Source organism: Streptomyces laurentii, assembly GCF_040635425.1.
In the GTDB taxonomy this organism is placed as follows: domain Bacteria; phylum Actinomycetota; class Actinomycetes; order Streptomycetales; family Streptomycetaceae; genus Streptomyces; species Streptomyces laurentii.
In genome coordinates this window covers 171,254-188,531 of sequence record NZ_JBEYHT010000004.1, presented here as the reverse complement: position 1 = coordinate 188,531, position 17,278 = coordinate 171,254, and the positions used below count along the sequence as shown (strand labels likewise).

General features: G+C 71.0%; 12 protein-coding genes. 8 read left to right on the top strand and 4 right to left on the bottom strand.

Annotated features, from left to right (window positions below; all coding sequences use genetic code 11):
• From ABZ693_RS04410 to ABZ693_RS04390, 5 genes are all read left to right on the top strand, one after another.
• Entirely contained in the window at window positions 1-846 is an 846-nt protein-coding gene (locus ABZ693_RS04410; RefSeq protein ID WP_359873205.1) for a carbohydrate ABC transporter permease, read from the top strand.
• A gap of 95 nt (window positions 847-941) precedes the next feature.
• A complete protein-coding gene (locus ABZ693_RS04405) occupies window positions 942-2,879 on the top strand; it encodes a glycoside hydrolase family 5 protein (protein WP_359873203.1) in 1,938 nt (645 codons plus the stop codon).
• 35 nt (window positions 2,880-2,914) lie between these two features.
• Window positions 2,915-4,660, top strand: coding sequence for a glycoside hydrolase family 35 protein (locus ABZ693_RS04400; protein WP_359873201.1), 1,746 nt, complete (start codon window positions 2,915-2,917; stop codon window positions 4,658-4,660).
• A gap of 69 nt (window positions 4,661-4,729) precedes the next feature.
• Window positions 4,730-7,771, top strand: coding sequence for an alpha-mannosidase (locus tag ABZ693_RS04395; RefSeq protein ID WP_359873199.1), 3,042 nt, complete (start codon window positions 4,730-4,732; stop codon window positions 7,769-7,771).
• A 48-nt stretch (window positions 7,772-7,819) separates the two neighbouring features.
• A complete protein-coding gene (locus ABZ693_RS04390; protein ID WP_359873197.1) occupies window positions 7,820-8,521 on the top strand; it encodes an HAD family hydrolase in 702 nt (233 codons plus the stop codon).
• Window positions 8,522-8,672: 151 nt separating this feature from the next.
• On the opposite strand, the gene ABZ693_RS04385 is transcribed toward ABZ693_RS04390, so the two are convergent.
• The 4 genes from ABZ693_RS04385 to ABZ693_RS04370 form a co-directional block, all read right to left on the bottom strand.
• Complete coding sequence (locus ABZ693_RS04385) at window positions 8,673-9,848, bottom strand: serine hydrolase domain-containing protein (protein ID WP_435842339.1); 1,176 nt, start codon at window positions 9,846-9,848, stop codon at window positions 8,673-8,675.
• A 345-nt stretch (window positions 9,849-10,193) separates the two neighbouring features.
• Entirely contained in the window at window positions 10,194-11,363 is a 1,170-nt protein-coding gene (locus tag ABZ693_RS04380; RefSeq protein ID WP_435842338.1) for a serine hydrolase domain-containing protein, read from the bottom strand.
• 184 nt (window positions 11,364-11,547) lie between these two features.
• A complete protein-coding gene (locus ABZ693_RS04375) occupies window positions 11,548-13,974 on the bottom strand; it encodes an ABC transporter permease (RefSeq protein ID WP_359873195.1) in 2,427 nt (808 codons plus the stop codon).
• Window positions 13,971-14,696, bottom strand: a complete 726-nt coding sequence (locus ABZ693_RS04370) for an ABC transporter ATP-binding protein (RefSeq protein WP_359873193.1) — start codon at window positions 14,694-14,696, stop codon at window positions 13,971-13,973. Before ABZ693_RS04370 ends, ABZ693_RS04375 begins: the two co-directional genes overlap by 4 nt.
• 179 nt (window positions 14,697-14,875) lie before the next feature.
• On the opposite strand from ABZ693_RS04370, the gene ABZ693_RS04365 reads away from it, so the two are divergent.
• The 3 genes from ABZ693_RS04365 (at window position 14,876) to ABZ693_RS04355 (ending at window position 17,087) form a co-directional block, all read left to right on the top strand.
• Window positions 14,876-16,108, top strand: a complete 1,233-nt coding sequence (locus tag ABZ693_RS04365) for a sensor histidine kinase (RefSeq protein ID WP_359873191.1) — start codon at window positions 14,876-14,878, stop codon at window positions 16,106-16,108.
• Window positions 16,096-16,731, top strand: a complete 636-nt coding sequence (locus ABZ693_RS04360) for a response regulator transcription factor (protein WP_359873189.1) — start codon at window positions 16,096-16,098, stop codon at window positions 16,729-16,731. Before ABZ693_RS04365 ends, ABZ693_RS04360 begins: the two co-directional genes overlap by 13 nt.
• Before the next feature lie 188 nt (window positions 16,732-16,919).
• A complete protein-coding gene (locus ABZ693_RS04355) occupies window positions 16,920-17,087 on the top strand; it encodes a hypothetical protein (RefSeq protein ID WP_359873186.1) in 168 nt (55 codons plus the stop codon).
• Window positions 17,088-17,278 lie beyond the last annotated feature (191 nt).

Genomic DNA, 17,278 nt, shown 5'->3' with positions numbered 1-17,278 from the left:
ATGATCACCCTGCCCGGACTGTCCCGCGCCGCGCGCCTCACCATCCGGGGCCTGCTGGTCGGCCTGCTGACCGCGGCCTTCCTCGCGCCCTTCTACCTGATGCTCCGCAACTCCCTTATGGACTCGAAGGGCCTGACGTCGCCCGAGTGGACGTGGTGGCCCTCGACGATGCACTTCGAGAACTTCACCGCCCTGTTCGACGACCCCTCCGTCTCCATGGGCCCGGCCCTCGGCAACTCGCTGCTCATCGCCGCCGTCACCGCGCCGGTGTCCACGCTCCTCGCCTCCGCCGCCGGCTACGCCCTCGCCAGGATCCCGGTCCCGGGGCGCGGGGTGGTGCTCGCCCTGGTGGTGGCCACGCTGATGATTCCGAGCTCGGTCACCTTCGTTCCGACGTTCGTCGTGGTCGGCTCCATGGGCGGGGTCAACACGCTGTGGGGCCTGCTCGTGCCCGGCCTCTTCAATCCGTTCGCGGTGCTGCTGTTCCGGAACTTCTATCTGCAGTTCCCGAGCGAGATCGAGGACGCCGGACGCCTCGACGGCCTCGGCTGGCTCGGTCTGTACGGCCGGGTCGCCCTGCCGAGCTCCGGAGCGATGCTCGCCTCGCTCGGCGCGCTGTCCTTCATCGAAAGCTGGAACTCCTTCCTGTGGCCACTGGTCATCGGTCAGGACCCGTCCGCCTGGACCGCTCAGATCGCGCTGTCCACCTTCCTCACCGCGCAGACCATCAACCTGCCCGGCCTGTTCGCCGGCGCGGTCGTCACCATCCTGCCCCTGGTCGTCATGTTCCTCGTCGCCCAGCGCCACATCGTCGAAGGCATCGCCACCAGCGGCCTCAAGGGCTGACCGGACACGGCTCGGCCCCCCCGAATCTCCCGGACGCCGTGTCCGGGGCCGCACCATCCTGCTCTCCCTCACCCCACTTCTCCGGAGGGAACATCATGAGAACCGCACGATCCGCACCACGCGGGCTGCGCGCGCTGTTCGCCACCGCGGCGCTGCTCGCCGTCACCGTCCCCGGCGCCCATGCCGATCCGGCGCAGGCCGCCGAATCCGCCCCGGCCGCCGAGACGGGTGAGCAGCTCGCCGCCTCGTGGACCGCGCCGCTCTCCACCCGTGGCCGGTACGTCGTGGACGCCAACGGCGACCGCTTCAAGCTGAAATCCGGTAACTGGGCCGGTGCGCAGGGAACTTGGGAGGGCAGCGGAGACGTCAACGACCCCGCGAACCACCAGGCGGATCAGAAGTCGAACAACATCCCGCTCGGTCTGGACCGCAAGCCCATCGGGCAGATCCTCGCGGACTTCCATGCTCTCGGCCTGAACAGCATCCGGCTCCCGTTCGCCAACGCGCTGGTGCATGACACGACCACGGTCCCCGACGCGGCGGTGGCCGCCAACCCGCAGCTCAAGGGCAAGACCCCGCTGCAGGTGATGGACGCCGTGATCCAGGCACTCACGGACGACGGCTTCGCGGTCATCCTCAACAACCACACCACCAGCTACCGCTTCTGCTGCGGTCTGGACGGCAACGAGCGCTGGAACAGCGGCCAGACCACCCGGCAGTGGATCGACGACTGGGTGTTCCTCGCCAAGCGCTATCAGAACAACAAGCGCGTCGTGGGCACCGACCTGCGCAACGAGGTCCGCCGCGACACCTGGAACGACGCCAACTGGGGCTGGGGCAACGACTACGACCTCAACAAGGCCCTGGAACAGGCAGGCAACGAGATCCTTCAGGCCAACCCGGACCTGCTGATCGTCATGGAGGGCATCAACTGGCAGGGCATACCCACCGACCTGACCCCCCACAGCCGCCCGACGCTCACCCCGGTCGCCACGCTCTCCAACACCCTGATCCACTCGGACAAGCTGGTCTACGCGGCACACTTCTACGGCTACACCGGCCCCAACCACACCGGGGCCACGGGTACGGGAGAGACCACCGACCCGCGCTACGAGGACCTCAGTCCTGAGGAGCTCGTCAAGGTCATCAACGACCAGGCGCTGTTCGTCACCCGGTCCGGCCAGCACTTCACCGCGCCCGTGTGGATCAGCGAGTTCGGCGCAGGCGGCCGCGGTGACACGGACACCAAGGAACGTGACTGGTTCCGCCGCTTCACCGACATCCTGGTGAACAACGACTCCGACTTCGCCATCTGGCCGCTCGTCGGCTGGACCGACGCGAACGGCAAGCCGCAGGACAACTGGGCCATGGTCAACTACACCACCGGCGGCACCCGGCTCGGCATCATGGATCCCGGCGACTGGCGCGTGACCGACTGGACCAAGCTCGTCAACGCGCCCGCCATGACCGGCCGGATCGCCGTGACCCCGCGCTGGAACATGCTCAACCTGGACTACGCCGACTACAACGTCTCCGCCACCATGCTGGCGAAGCCGGACTGGTCATCGGGCAACCGCAAGGGCAACTGCCCCGACACCCAGCGCCTTGTCGGCCTCGGCCGCGGCGTCAGCCGCGGTCTGTGCACCGACTCCGGTCAGCCGGCGAAGTCCACCGGCGCGTGGACCACCGTCACCGACGAGCGATACGTGACGAACGGCGACTGGGCTTCCGGCTACAACAAGCTGGAGTGCCCCCGCAACACCTTCGCCGTCGGGTTCAGCGTGAAGGCCAACGCCATGGCCGCCCTCCTGTGCGCCCCCGCGGCGGCCTCCCTGCCCACCACCAACCGAGTGGCCTGGTTCGACAAGGGCGACAACCGCCCCGCCACCGGCGGGTCGAACGCCAGCGACTGGGCGCCCGGCTACTACAAGGGCCAGTGCGCCGACGGCGAGTACCTGGCCGGCGTCGCCTACACCTGGAAGTGGCAGCACGGCGGCGTCCCCGACGCCGTGCTCTGCCGCCCGCTCGCCTGATCACCTTCCGTAACCACACCTAGGAGCACCAAGGCATGCCCCGACTGGAGATCGCCGATGACGGGTTCCGTCTCGACGACCGGCCGTTCCGCATCATCTCGGGCGGACTGCACTACTTCCGTGTCCACCCGGATCAGTGGGCCGACCGGCTCCGCAAGGCACGCCTGCTGGGGCTCAACACGGTCGAGACCTACGTCCCCTGGAACCTCCACGCCCCCCGGCCAGGTGAATTCCGGCTGGACGGAGGTCTCGACCTGCCCCGCTTCCTCGGTCTCGCCGCCGCCGAGGGCCTGTACGTCCTGCTCCGGCCCGGCCCGTACATCTGCGCCGAATGGGAGGGTGGCGGTCTGCCCTCCTGGCTGCTCGCCGAGGACGGCATCGAACTGCGCAGCCGCGATCCCCGCTTCCTGGCAGCCGTCGACGGCTACCTCGCCGCCCTCCTGCCGCCGCTGAAGCCGTACCTGTCCACCGACGGCGGGCCGGTCATCGCGGTGCAGCTGGAGAACGAGTACGGGGCCTGCGGCGACGACACCGGCTACCTCGCGGACCTCGCCGGCCTGCTGCGCGTCCACGGCGTCGACGTCCCGCTCTTCACCTGTGACCAGCCCTCCGACCTCGCCCGCGGCGGCCTGGACGGAGTCCTGCGCACCGTGAATTTCGGCAGCCGCGTCGAGGCCGGGCTCGACGAGCTGCGCCGGCTCCAGCCGGCCGGACCGCTGATGTGTTCGGAGTTCTGGATCGGCTGGTTCGACCGCTGGGGCGCCGTTCACACCACCCGCGACGCCGCCGACGCGGCGGCCGACCTGGACCGGCTGCTCGCCGCCGGGGCCTCCGTCAACATCTACATGTTCCACGGCGGCACCAACTTCGGCTTCACCAGTGGAGCCAACGACAAGGGCACCTACCGCCCCACCGTGACCTCCTACGACTACGACGCCCTCCTCGACGAGGCCGGCGATCCGACCCCCAAGTACGAGGCCTTCCGAGAGGTCATCGCCCGGTACGCCCCCGTGCCGGACGAGCCGGTTCCGGCACCCGGCCCGAAGCTCGCCCCGGCCGTCGTCGAGCTCGACGCGTCTGCCGGCCTGTTCGACCAGCCCCACCTGTTCGGGCGGCCGGTCCGCGCCGACCGCCCGCAGACCATGGAACAGCTCGGCCGGGCCTTCGGCTTCGTGCTGTACGAGACGGAGCTGCCGGCCGAGGGGCCGGCCGTGCTGCGGGTGGGCGAGGTCCGCGACCGGGCCCAGGTCTTCGTCGACGGGCAGCCCGTCGGTGTACTGGAGCGGGAGAACCACGAGCACGCCCTCGCGTTCGTCACGCCCAGGCGCGGGGCCCGGCTCGCGGTCCTGGTGGAGAACCAGGGCCGGGTCAACTACGGACCCGGCATCCACGACCGCAAGGGCCTGCTCGGCCCGGTCCGCGTCAACGGCGAAGAGCTCGCCGACTGGAACAGCAGCTCGCTTCCGCTGGACAGCCTCGACGCCCTCGCCGTCGCTCCTGCAGAACCTCTGGTCGGCCCGGCCTTCCACCGCGGCTCCTTCGAGCTCGACCGGCCCGCCGACGGCTACCTCGCGCTGGACGGCTGGACCAAGGGCCATGCCTGGATCAATGGCTTCCCGCTCGGCCGGTACTGGTCCCGTGGCCCCCAGACCACCCTGTTCGTCCCCGCACCGGCCCTGCGTCCCGGCCGCAACGAGATCACCGTGCTCGAACTCCACGCCACCACCACCCGCACCGTCGAACTGAGGGACCGGCCCGACCTGGGGCCCGCCGAGGACTGACACCGGCCGAGGCCCGACACCCGCCGAGGACCGACACCCGTCCCGTATCGACACCCGCACGGAGAACCCATGCACAACAAGCGACGCCTCATCGAGCAGCGCCTGAAGCGGGTGCTGAAGGAACGGATCCGGCCCGCCGTACACGCCCGGACCGTCCCGCTCCAGGTGGGGATCTGGGACGTCCCCGGCGAGCCGGTGCCGGTCGCCGACGGGCTGGCGGCGCCGTACCGGCCGGTCCAGGTCGGACACCGCTGGGGACCGCCCTGGTCGACGAGCTGGTTCAAGGTCACCGGCCGGATCCCCGAGGAGTGGGCCGGACGACGCGTCGAAGCCGTCCTCGACCTCGGCTTCGACGTCACCGGCGCCGGGTTCTCCACCGAGGGCCTGGTGTACCGGCCCGACGGCACCGTACTGAAGGCGCTCAACCCCCGTAACAGCTGGATCCCGGTCGCCGATCCGGTCCGAGGCGGCGAGGAGTTCACCTCGTACATCGAGGCCGCCGCCAACCCGGCCCTCTGCGACAGCCACGAGCCGACCTCCCTCGGGAGCGTGCCCGCCTGGATCACCGGCAGCGGCCAGGCCGGCGACCTTCTGTACCGACTGCTCCGCGCGGACCTCGCCGTCTTCGACACCCAGGTCTGGGAACTCGCCCAGGACCTGGACGTCCTCGGCGAGCTGATGCACGCGCTCCCCGAAGCCGACCCCCGCCGCTGGCAGCTCCTTCACACGATCGACCGGGCCTTGGACGCCGTCGACCTCCGGGACATCTCCGGCAGTGCGCCCGCCGCCCGCGAGGTGCTGCGCCCCGCCTTCGCGTCCCCGGCCGCTCCCAGCGCCCACCGCGTCTCCGCCGTCGGACACGCCCACATCGACACCGCCTGGCTGTGGCCGCTGCGCGAAACCGTCCGCAAGGTCGCCAGGACGCTCTCCAACGTCACCCAACTCATGGACGACCACCAGGACTTCTGCTTCGCCATGTCCCAGGCCCAGCAACTGGCCTGGCTCAAGGAACGGCGCCCCGAGGTGTACGCCCGCGTCCAGGAGAAGGCGAAGGCCGGTCAGTTCCTGCCGGTCGGAAGTCTCTGGGTGGAGCCCGACACCAACATCACCGGAGGTGAGGCGTTCGCCCGTCAACTGATCCACGGCAAGCGCTTCTACCTCGACGAGTTCGGCGTCGAGACCGAGGAGATGTGGCTGCCCGACACCTTCGGCTACAACGCGGCCATGCCGCAGCTGATGAAGCTGGCCGGTGTGCGCTGGTTCCTCACCCAGAAGATCTCCTGGAACACCACCAACAAGTTCCCCCACCACACCTTCCGCTGGGAAGGCATCGACGGCACCCGGATCTTCAGCCACTTCCCGCCGGTCGACACCTACAACGCCGAGATCACCGGCGCCGAACTCGCCCACGCGGTAAGCAACTTCCAGGACAAGGGAGCGGCCAGCGGCTCACTCCTGCCGTTCGGATACGGCGACGGCGGCGGCGGCCCCACCCGCGAGATGCTGGCACGTGCGGCCCGCCTGGGCGACCTGGAGGGCTCGCCCCGAGTGGTCGTCGAGCGGCCCGCGGACTTCTTCGCGCGCGCCGAGGCCGAGTACTCCGACGCCCCGGTGTGGGTGGGCGAGCTCTACCTGGAGTTCCACCGCGGCACGCTCACCAGCCAGTTGCGCACCAAGCAGGGCAACCGGCGCAGCGAGCACCTGTTGCGCGAGGCCGAGCTCTGGTCGGCCACGGCGGCCGTCCGTACGGACTTCCGCTATCCCCACGAGGAGCTCGACCGGCTCTGGAAGACCGTACTGCTGCACCAGTTCCACGACATCCTGCCCGGCTCCTCCATCGCCTGGGTGCACCGCGAGGCCGAGCGGACCTACACCGAGGTCCTCGCCGAGCTGCGCGGGATCGTCGACTCGGCGCAGCGCGCGCTGGCAGGCGAAGGCGAGGCGCCGGTCGTCTTCAACGCCTCCCCGTACGCCCGTGGTGGCGTACCCGCCTTCGGCGCGGCCGTCCGCACCACGCCCGCGGACCCGGCCGTCCGGCCTGTACCCGCCGGCGACGGCTTCGTGCTCGACAACGGCGTCGTACGGATCGTGATCGACCCCCGTGGCCTGGTCGTCTCGGCCACCGACCTGGCGGCCCGCCGTGAGGCCGTCGCCCCCGGCGCGGCGGCCAACCTGCTCCAGCTGCACCAGGACTTCCCGAACGCGTACGACGCCTGGGACATCGACGAGTTCTACCGCAACACCGTCCGTGACCTGGCCGACGCAGACGAGGTACGCGCCGAGCCCGGCGGAGTCAGGGTCGTCCGGACGTTCGGCGACTCCCGGATCGACCAGCTTCTCTCGCTGCGCGAGGGCTCCCGGCGACTCGACATCGACACCCGGATCGACTGGCACGAGAAGGAGAAGCTCCTCAAGGCCGCCTTCCCGCTCGACCTGCGCGCCGATCACTCCACCGCGGAGATCCCCTTCGGGCACGTGAAGCGCCCCACCCACACCAACACCAGCTGGGACGCGGCCAAGTTCGAGATCTGTGCCCATCGCTTCCTGCACGTCGGAGAGCACGACTGGGGTGCCGCCCTGGTCAACGACTCCACCTATGGCCACGACGTCACTCGCGACGTCCGCCCCGACGGCGGCACGACCACCACCGTCCGCCTCACGCTGCTGCGCGCCCCTCGTTTCCCCGATCCGGACGCCGATCAGGGCCGGCACCGGCTGCGCTACGGCTTCGTGATCGGGGCCGACGTCGCGGCCGCCGTCCGCGAGGGCTACCACGCCAACCTGCCCGAGCGGGTTCTTCCGGGCTCGGCGGCGGTGACACCGCTGGTCGCCACGGACGGCGACGGCGTCGTCATCGAGGCGGTCAAGCTCGCCGACGACCGGTCCGGCGACATCGTGGTCCGCCTGTACGAAGCCCATGGTGGACGTGCCCGGATCACGCTGTCCCTCGCCTTCCCCTGGGAGACCGTCACCGAGACGGACCTCCTGGAGCGCCCCGTGGACGGCGCGGTGCCGGTCCGGCCGGACGGACCGGTCGGCGGAGGACCGCAGCTCACGCTCCGCCCCTTCGAGATCCGCACCCTCCGGATCACCCGCCGATCCGACGGCTGACGGGGCCGGCCGGTCCCATGTCCTCCGTCCGCCCACCCAGGAGTCCGATTGAGCAGCACCGCATTGCGCGCCGTCCTCTTCGACATGGACGGCACACTCGTCGACACCGAGCGACTGTGGCTGCGGGCGGTCGAGGAAGAGGCCCTCGGCCTCGGCATCGTCCCCACGGACGCGGACCTCGCCTTCGTCCTCGGCCGGGCGATCGACGACAGCGCCGCCCACCTTGCCGCCCGGTCCGCCGGGCGGACCGACCCGGCCCGGATCGGCGCGTCCCTCGAACAGCGCTTCACGGAGCTCGTACGCCGACAGGTCGTCCCCCTGCCGGGGGCCGTGGAACTCCTGACGGCCCTCGGCACCGAGGGAATCCCGACCGCCCTGGTCTCGGCCTCGCCGCGACCGGTCGTGGAGATCGTCCTCGACGCCCTCGGACGGCACTGGTTCACCACCTCGGTCGCCGCGGGGGAGACCCCGCGCACCAAGCCGTTCCCCGACCCCTACCAGGCAGCCCTGGCCAGGCTGGGTGCCGGCCCGGCGACCTGCGTCGCCGTCGAGGATTCCCCTGCCGGTGTCGCCTCGGCGGAGGCGGCCGGCTGCGCGGTGGTGGCGGTTCCCTCACTGGCCGCCATCGCCCCGGCCCCCCGCCGGCTGGTCCTGCGCGGTCTGCCGGACATCGATCTCGCCCTGCTCCGGCACCTCGTCGGCACCGGAGACTCACCGCTGCCTCGGCCGGGGGCACGTGGGGAAGCGTGAGCAGTGCACCCCCTGGGTCGCCTACCCGGGAGGACATCTGTACGGCCAGGAAGGGGACTTGCCCGCGAGGGGGGCAGTGACGGATGGCCACTGCCGGACCGCCGGGCGGGAACGACAGTGCGCGCGGGCCGACTTGGTTCGATTGCCTGGATCAGCGGCACAGTGCCGTGTCGACGGCGGCCTCCACCCGCTGGGAGGCCGCACCCGTCGGGGCGGTGGTCACCGCGATGCCGGCGGCACGGCCGTCCTCTGTGACGCCTCCTCGTGTCCGGTATCCCAGGGCGGTTCCGCCGTGACCCCAGTAGACGCCACCGCATGACAGCGGCGTGCTGGTCAGGCCCAGTCCGTAGCGGACGCCGGGGCCGCGTGCCTCCGCGGGGACGGTGGTGCGCATCTGGGCGAGCTGGGCGGGGGGCAGGAGGTCGCCGTCGAGGAGGGCGGTGTAGAAGCGGTTGAGGTCGCTGTTGGTGGAGATCACCGCACCCGCGGCCCAGGCCATGGACATGTCCATGGTGGTGTAGTCGATCAGAGGTCCGTCGGCCTCGTCCTGTTCGTAGCCTCGGGGGTGGGGCTCGTGGAGGGTCGTCTCTCCGGGGGTGGGGAAGTAGGTGTGGCGCAGTCCGACGCGGTCGATGATGCGCCGGTTGATCTCCTCGCCCACGGGGCGGCCGGTGACCTTCTGGATGACCAGGCCGGCGACCAGGTAGTTCGTGTTGCTGTACTCCCACTTCGCGCCCGGGGAGAAGTGCGCTTCCTGCTTCAGGGCGCCGTCGAGCAGGTCGCGTGGCTCGAAGTACCGGTACCGGACGGCGGGGAAGTCCGCGAAGACGGGAGCTTCCATGTACTCGGGCAGGCCGCTGGTGTGCTGGAGGAGTTGGCGGATGGTGATGTGGCGTCCGTCGATTCCCTCGCCGCGCAGCAGGCCGGGGAGGTAGGTGTCGACGGGGGCGTCCAGGTCGATCTTCTTCTCGGCGACGAGCTGCAGCATGACCACGGCGGTGAACGCCTTGGTGTTGCTGCCCGCCCGCACCTGCCCGTCCTTGGGTACCTTCGCGCCGGTCTTGAGGTCGCCGACCCCCGCGGTGTAGGTGCGCGTCCGCCCCTCGCGGTCCGTGACGCTCGCCAGCGCTGCGGGCATCCGGTCGTCGGCGACCAGGGCGTTCAGGCTGTTCTGAACGGCGTCCGGCCTGGCCGCGGAGGCCGCGGGCGGGAACAGCGCACCGGTGGTGATGACGGCTCCGGTGAGCACGATCACCGCCAGCATGGCCTTGCGCCGGCCAGTTCGTGACAGGGCGGGACGCAACTTCGGCGATACACGTGTGTACATGGAACGACTCCTGTCGTGAGGGTGAAGGGCCATCGAAGAGCGAGCAGGTGCGCGCCTCGGTGGCGGGGGCGGATTCCGGATCCGGGACCGGATCAGGGCTCTGGTGAGACGTGGGGCAAGGTGGGACGGGCCCTCGCTCCGGTCGCCTGACGACGCCGGTGAGCACGGGCCCGCCAGGGGTATCGGCCGCCGTTCCCGCGAAGGGGAACGCGAACGGGAACGGCGACCGATACCGTCAAGCGCCGGTGGCGACAGGGTTCCCGCCGCGGACTCGGCCCGCTCTCATCGGGCGTCCGTGGCCGCGTGGCGGGAGCGACGGGTCTCCGGCCGGGGCGGTGCGGCTTCTCAGCGGCACAGGGTCGATTCGACGGCGGCCTGCAGGTGCTGTTCGGTGGCACTGTCGGACGGGAGGGCGGTCAGCGCGACGTTGACCGCGCGGCCGTTCTCCGTGACACCTCCCAGGGTGGCGTATCCCGGAATGGTGCCGCCGTGGCCCCAGTAGATGCCGCCGCACGGCAAGGGCCTGCTGAACAGGCCCAGTCCGTAACGGTTGCCCGGGCCGGCCTCCTCCGCGGGGACGGTGGTGCGCATCTGGGCGAGCTGGGCCGGGGGCAGGAGGTCGCCGTCGAGGAGGGCGGTGTAGAAGCGGTTGAGGTCGCTGTTGGTGGAGATCACCGCACCCGCGGCCCAACCCCAGGACGGGTCGAGCTCGGTGACATCGCGCCAGGGCGAGTCGGCCGCTTCGCGGTCGTAGCCCTTGGGGTGAGGCTCGTCGATGGCCATGTCCCCCGGGGTGGGGAAGTAGGTGTGGCGCAGTCCGATGCGGTCGATGATGCGCCGGTTGACCTCCTCGCCCAGCGGCCGGCCGGTGACCTTCTGGATGATCAGACCCGCGACCAGGTAGTTCGTGTTGTTGTACTCCCACTTCGCGCCCGGGGAGAAATGGGCCTTCTGCGCCAGTGCGCTGTCGAGGAGCTCGCGCGGCTCGTAGTACCTCCGCGGATCCTTGAGGATCGCGCCCTTGTCCACGTATTCGGGCAGGCCGCTGGTGTGCTGGAGGAGTTGGCGGATGGTGATGTGGCGTCCGTCGATCCCCTCGCCGCGCAGCAGGCCGGGGAGGTAGGTGTCGACGGGGGCGTCCAGGTCGATCTTCTTCTCGGCGACGAGCTGCAGTACGACCACGGCGGTGAACGCCTTGGTGTTGCTGGCCGCACGCACCTGTCCGTCCTTGGGCGCCTTCGCGCCGGTCTTGAGGTCGCCGACCCCCGCGCTGTAGTCGCGCGTCCGGCCTTCGCGGTCGGCGACGCTTGCCAGCGCGGCGGGTATCCCGTCGTCGGCGACCAGGGTGTTCAGGCTGCTCTGAACGGTGTCCGGCCTGGCCGCGGAGGCCGTGGGCGGGAACAGGGCGCCGGTGGTGATGACGGCTCCGGTGAGCACGATCGCGGCCAGCATGGCCTTGCGCCGGCCACTTCGCGCCGGGGCGGGACGCGACTTCGGCGAGACACGTGCGTACATGGAACAACTCCTGTGGGTAGGGGAACTACGTCAGTGGGTCGGGAAAAGGTGGTCGTGGTGCGACGGGCGGGCCTGCCGATGGCTCGGCCCGGCCCTGGGAGGGTCGCGGGCGCGTGAAGGAACGCCCTCCTCCCGTGCCCCCGCCCGAGGACGGGGAGCGCGAGAGAGGCGGGACCCGGTTCCGCTACGCGATGCGAGGCGACCTGCGGCGGCGCAGCAGCCGGCGTGCGGGCAGCATGACGGCCGCCATGCCTGACAGGAACACCGTGCCGAGTACGGCGGCGCAGACCGAGGGGGACACCGACAGCGCGGACAGTCCGGTCACCGCGCCGCCGAAGGTCAGCAGCGTCACCGCCGCGACCAGGGAGCCGACGACGGCCCCCGTGCCGAGTACGAAGCAGGTCTCCAGCCGCAGCATGGCCAGAACCTGGCCGCGGGTCGCGCCGATGAGCCGGAGCAGAGCCAGTTCACGACGGCGCGACGCGGTGGCGACGGCCAGTGTGGTCACCACGCCGATCAGGGTGAACAGGGAGATCGCCGCGACCGCGAACAGTCCGGGCAGGCCCTGCCGGCGGGCCGTCTCGGTGAGCGCCGCACTGTACTGTCCGGCGGACGTGGCATGGGTCCCCGGGAAGCGGTCGAGCACCGGTCGCAGATCGGCTTCCCCCTTCACCAGGAGGTAGTCGTCGTGGCCCGCGTCGGTGACGTGGGCTGCGACCACATCGTGAGGCAGCAGGACGTCCCCGAAGCCTTGGCCCCGGCCGTAGACGGCCACCACCGTGGGGCGGATCACGGTGCCGTCGCCGAGCCAGAGGGACACGGTCGAACCGACATCGTCCGTGCTGCCGACGTTCGAACTGAGCGCGACCGTGTTCGTGCCGCGCAGCCCCTTCAGCGAGCCCGCCTTCACGCCCGGGTCCAGGTTCGACAGCGTGCCTTTCAGCCCTTGGGTGGGCAGGGACTGGAGCTGGTCCGCGACCTGCATCACCACGGTGGTGCGTTTCACCGCGGTCACGGCGCCGGGGCCGGCGGTTTCTCTCACCGCCTGGTACATGTCCCGGGGCACGCCCGGCCCGTCCGAGACGAGGACGTGGTCCGCGCGCAAGCCCGCGGCGGCCTGCGTCCGGGTGGCGTTGACCGCGGTGGTCTGCACGAACAGCTGGCTGGCGCCGAAGGAGAGCGCGAGCGCGATCGGCGTGACGACCGACGCCAGTCGTACGGCCGCGGCGGTGGCCGTGTCGGTGGCGAGCCGCCCCGGGACCGGGAACAGCAGACGCACGACCGGACCGAGGACGGCGATGCCCGCTCGGGCGATCCAGGGGCCCAGCAGAGCCGCGGCCCAGATGAGGGAGAGGACGAGTCCGCCCATGGCCGCGCCCGCCACCTGCCCGCCGAGCGCGAACGCGGTGGCGGCCGAGCCGAGACCGACGGCCAGGAACACCAGGCCGGTGACCATGCGCCAGCGCGGCAGCCGGGTCGGTTCGACGGCGGACTCGCTCACGGCCTTGGCCGGCTGGATCCCGGAGACGCGTCGTGCCGCGAGCCAGGCGGAACCGAGCGCGGTGAGGACCGCGAGCGCCAGGGCACCGACGACGGGCAACGGTCCCAGAGCGAGCCCCAGCCCCGGGGGCAGAACGCCCTGCTCGGCCATGAAGCGGTGCAGCAGCGTGCCGAGCCCCAGCGACAGCAGACCACCCAGGAACGATGCCGGAACCGCGACCTTGAGCGTCTCGCGGACGATCACCCGGCGGACCTGGCGGGGGGTGGCACCGATGGCGCGCAGGACGGCGAGCTCGCGGGTCCGGTCCCGTACGGACACGTCCAGGAGACCCGTCACGATCAGCAGCACGACCAGGAGGGCGACACCGCCGATCGCCGCGCACACGCCGATCAGGTCGAGTCGTGCCGCCGCCACCTCCGGGTTCTCGACGTCGCCGCGGTCCGCGCCGGTCGCGACGACGAGGCCGGGGGCGGCTGCCCGCAGCGCCTGGACGGACGTCTCCTTCGTGCCGAGTACGACCAGCGCGTCCGCGTGCCCGGGGCGGCCGTTGAGAGCCTGTGCCGTGCGCTGGCCGAACCAGACATCGTGGCCCGCGGCGGACCCGCCGGTCACCAGACCGCTGACCCGGTAGGGCTCCGGCGCCCTGCCGCCGACCTGGAGCCGGAGGGTGTCGCCGACGGCGCTGCCGCTGCCGGAGTCCACCGCGACCTCGTGTTCCGCCCGCGGAGCCCGGCCGGCGCGCACGGTGACAGCGGTGAGCGCGGTCGCGTCCCAGCCGCGGCCGGTGGTCACGGCACCGTCGGCGGTGACCACCGGCAACGAGACGTCCGCGACCACCTCGGTGACTCCCGGTACCGCGCGCACCCGGTCCGCCACCGATGCCGGTACGCGGGCCCGTTCCAGCAGTGGCCTGGCATCGGTCTGGTCGGAATTTCCGCGCCGGACGGCCTCCACGCGCTGGCTCGCGGCGACGACGGCCACGGCGCGCTCATAGCGGTCGGCCGAGCCGTGCGCCCGTAGCGCGGACTCCAGGAGGACCCCGAACGCGCCGGTCAACGCGGCCGCGCACAGCAGTGCCGCCGCCACCCCGGCGGCGATCCCGCGCCTCACAGCGTGGCCCAACGGGCCAGGACGGCCGCTGCGGAGGGAGCCGTGAGCTCGTCGACGACGCGGCCCCCGCTCAGGAAGACGACGCTGTCGGCCCAGGCCGCCGCCATCGGGTCGTGGGTGACCAGCACGACCGTCTGCCCCATCTCGTCGACCGCGTCCCGTAGCAGTTTCAGGACGTGCTCGGCCGACCTCGGATCGAGCGCGGCGGTCGGTTCGTCGGCGAAGACGATCTCCGGGCGGGTGACAAGAGCCCGGGCGACGGCCACCCGCTGTTGCTGGCCACCGGACAGTAGTGCGGGAAGCCGGTCCAGGTGGTCGGCCATTCCCACCCGGTGGACCACTTCGTCCAGCCAGCGCCTGTCAGCCTGGCGGCCGCCGAGGGACAGCGGGAGGGTGATGTTGTGCTCGACGTCCATCGAGGGCATGAGGTTGTAGCCCTGGAAGACGAACCCGATCCGTTCACGGCGCAGCCGGGTCAGTTCCGTCTCGCGGAGCTTGCCCATGTCCAGATCCCCGAGCCGTACCGTTCCGCCGCTGGGCCGGTCGAGGCCGGAGGCGCAGTGCAGGAAGGTGCTCTTGCCCGATCCGGATGGGCCCATGATCGCGGTGAAGCTGCCCTTGCGGAACCCCCAGCTGACCCGGTCAAGCGCGGTCACCTCGCCGTAGGACTGGGAGACCTCATCCAGGGACACGGCGAACGGCGTGGCCCGGGTCGTCGTCATCGATTGCATGGTGGGTCCTTCGGTTCCCTCGATCGGTCAGAACGGGTACCGAACGTAATCGCGCGAGCCGGGCGGACGGCAGCGGTCTCTCCCCCGGACCAGGGGTGTAGCGCGCTCCACCTGCGGGGTGGAGTGCACACGTATGACAAGGGAACACGCGTGACGTACCGTCGTGCCCCATGGACCTGAAGGCAAGAGCACTCCGCAGCCTACGATCCACGCGCTATCTGCTGGGTGGACTCGCTACCGCGCTACCTTCACTGGTCGGTTACTGTCTGTTGCCACTCGTCTGCTTCTCGTTGGTCTTCGCGCCGATCCTGCCGTGGGCGGTGCGACCGTTGCGCGCCGTGGCCGACGCCGAACGCCGACGCGCCGAACGCGTACTCGGCCGCCCGGTGCGCCGGCCGTACCCGACGCCCGAAGGCAATGCCTACCAGCGGACGCTCCAACTGCTGCGGTTCCCGGGTACCCGCAAGGACGTGGCCTGGATGCTGGTTCACGGCATCGTGGGGCTCGTCCTTCCCGTCCTCGTCCTGGGCGTGCTGCTCAGTCTGCTGCTGACGATCTCCATCCCGCTGTGGTGGTGGACCCTTCCCGGCGGGACCCTCACCCTCCTCGCGGCCCCCCTCACCACCTGGATGCAGGCGATCGTCCTGTCCGCGGTGTGTGCCTGGCTCCTGGGCGCCCTCTTCTTCTGGCTGGCCCCCGCCACGGTGAGGCTGGAGACCCGGATCGCGGAGATCATGCTCGGCACGTGGACCGGCGCCGGCCGGCGGATCGAGGAACTGACCGCCTCGCGCGCGGGAGCCCTCCAGGCCCACGAGGCCGAACTCCGGCGGATCGAACGGGACCTCCACGACGGCACCCAGGCGCAACTCGTGGCGGTGGCCATGCGCCTGGCCCTGGCCGACCGCCGGTTCGACAAGGACCCGCAGGGCTCCAGGAGAATGGTGCTCGACGCCAGGACCACCGTGGACGAAGCACTCGTCCAACTGCGCACCGTCATCCGCGGCATCCACCCGCCGATCCTTTCCGACCGGGGACTGAACGGAGCCATCCGCTCCCTGGCCGCGGGACGGCCGATCCCCACCACCCTGGATCTGCCGGAGACCGACCGCCGTCCCCCCGCCGCGGTGGAGGCGGCCGCCTACTTCGTCGTGGCCGAGGCGCTGACCAACATCGCCCGGCACAGCGACGCGAACCGCGCCCAGGTGTCGCTCCGGTACGACGGCCCTACGCTGTGCGTCGTCGTACGGGACGACGGGTGCGGCGGGGCCGCACCCGGATCCACCTCGGGCAGCGGACTCGGCGGAATTCGCCGACGGGTCGCCGCCCTGGACGGTACGACGAGGATCGACAGCCCTGTCGGTTCCGGAACGACGATTGAGGTGGTACTGCCGTGCGGATCGTGATCGCGGAGGACAACGTCCTTCTCCGCGAGGGCCTGATTCTGCTCCTGGAGGACGTCGGTCACGAGATCGTGGCCGTCGTGGGAAGCGGCCCTGAGATTGTCCCCACCCTGCTCGAACACCGGCCGGACGTGGCCGTGCTGGACGTCCGGCTGCCGCCCGGATTCCGCGACGAGGGGCTGCGTGCCGCCATCGAGGCCCGGAAGCTCGTTCCCGGCCTGCCGCTCCTGGTGCTCTCCCAGTACGTCGAGGAGAGCTACGCCGCCGAACTGCTCGCACAGGGCGCCTCGGGGATCGGCTACCTGCTCAAGGACCGGGTGGGACACATCGACGAATTCCAGGACGCGCTGGAGCGCGTCGCCGCGGGCGGAACGGCGCTGGACCCCGAGGTCGTCTCCCAGCTGATGAGCCGCCGGGACCCGCTCGACGCGCTGTCCCCCCGGGAACGGGAGGTGCTCGGGCTGATGGCGCAGGGCCTGGACAATCCCACGATCGCCACGACCCTGTTCATCACCGAACGTTCCGTCAGCAAGCACATCGGCAACATCCTCGCCAAGCTGAACCTGCCGCCGAGCGACAGCGGCAGCCGCCGGGTCCTCGCGGTGCTCGCCTACCTGAACGCCTGACCCGTTTCCCCAACGGCGACCTGTGGGTCGCCTTCGTCGCCGTACAGGTGTAGCGGGCTACACCTCGGATCCGGGGGGACGGTCCGATGTGCCGACCGGGGGTGCGGGGAGAAGGTGGACGGCGTAAGAGATCCCACCCCCGCCGCCCACATCGGGCCGCCGGGGGCGCACAACAGGAGGAACCCCTCATGAAGCCCGTGCTCTGGCTGCTGCTCTTCGTCTCCACGGTGGCGGCGGTCTACGTCAGCACCTTCGCCCACTACACCGGCACCATGAGGGTCATGGCCGGAGTCGGTACCGGCGTCGTCTTCGTCGGATCGGCGCTGGGACTGTGGCTGACCGGCGGCAAGGAGTGACCCGGAGCGGCGAGAGCATCTGAGGAGGGGGTGTCCGGCAGCGAGCCGGACACCCCCTCCTCGTGCGTGACGCGGAAGACGGACACCACCTCAGGAGGTGTCGTCCGCACCTGTCGCGGAGCCCGGCGGGGAGGGGACGACGGCGCTCCGGGGCGCCGGCGGGGAACGGGGACGTACAGCCACCCCGAGGG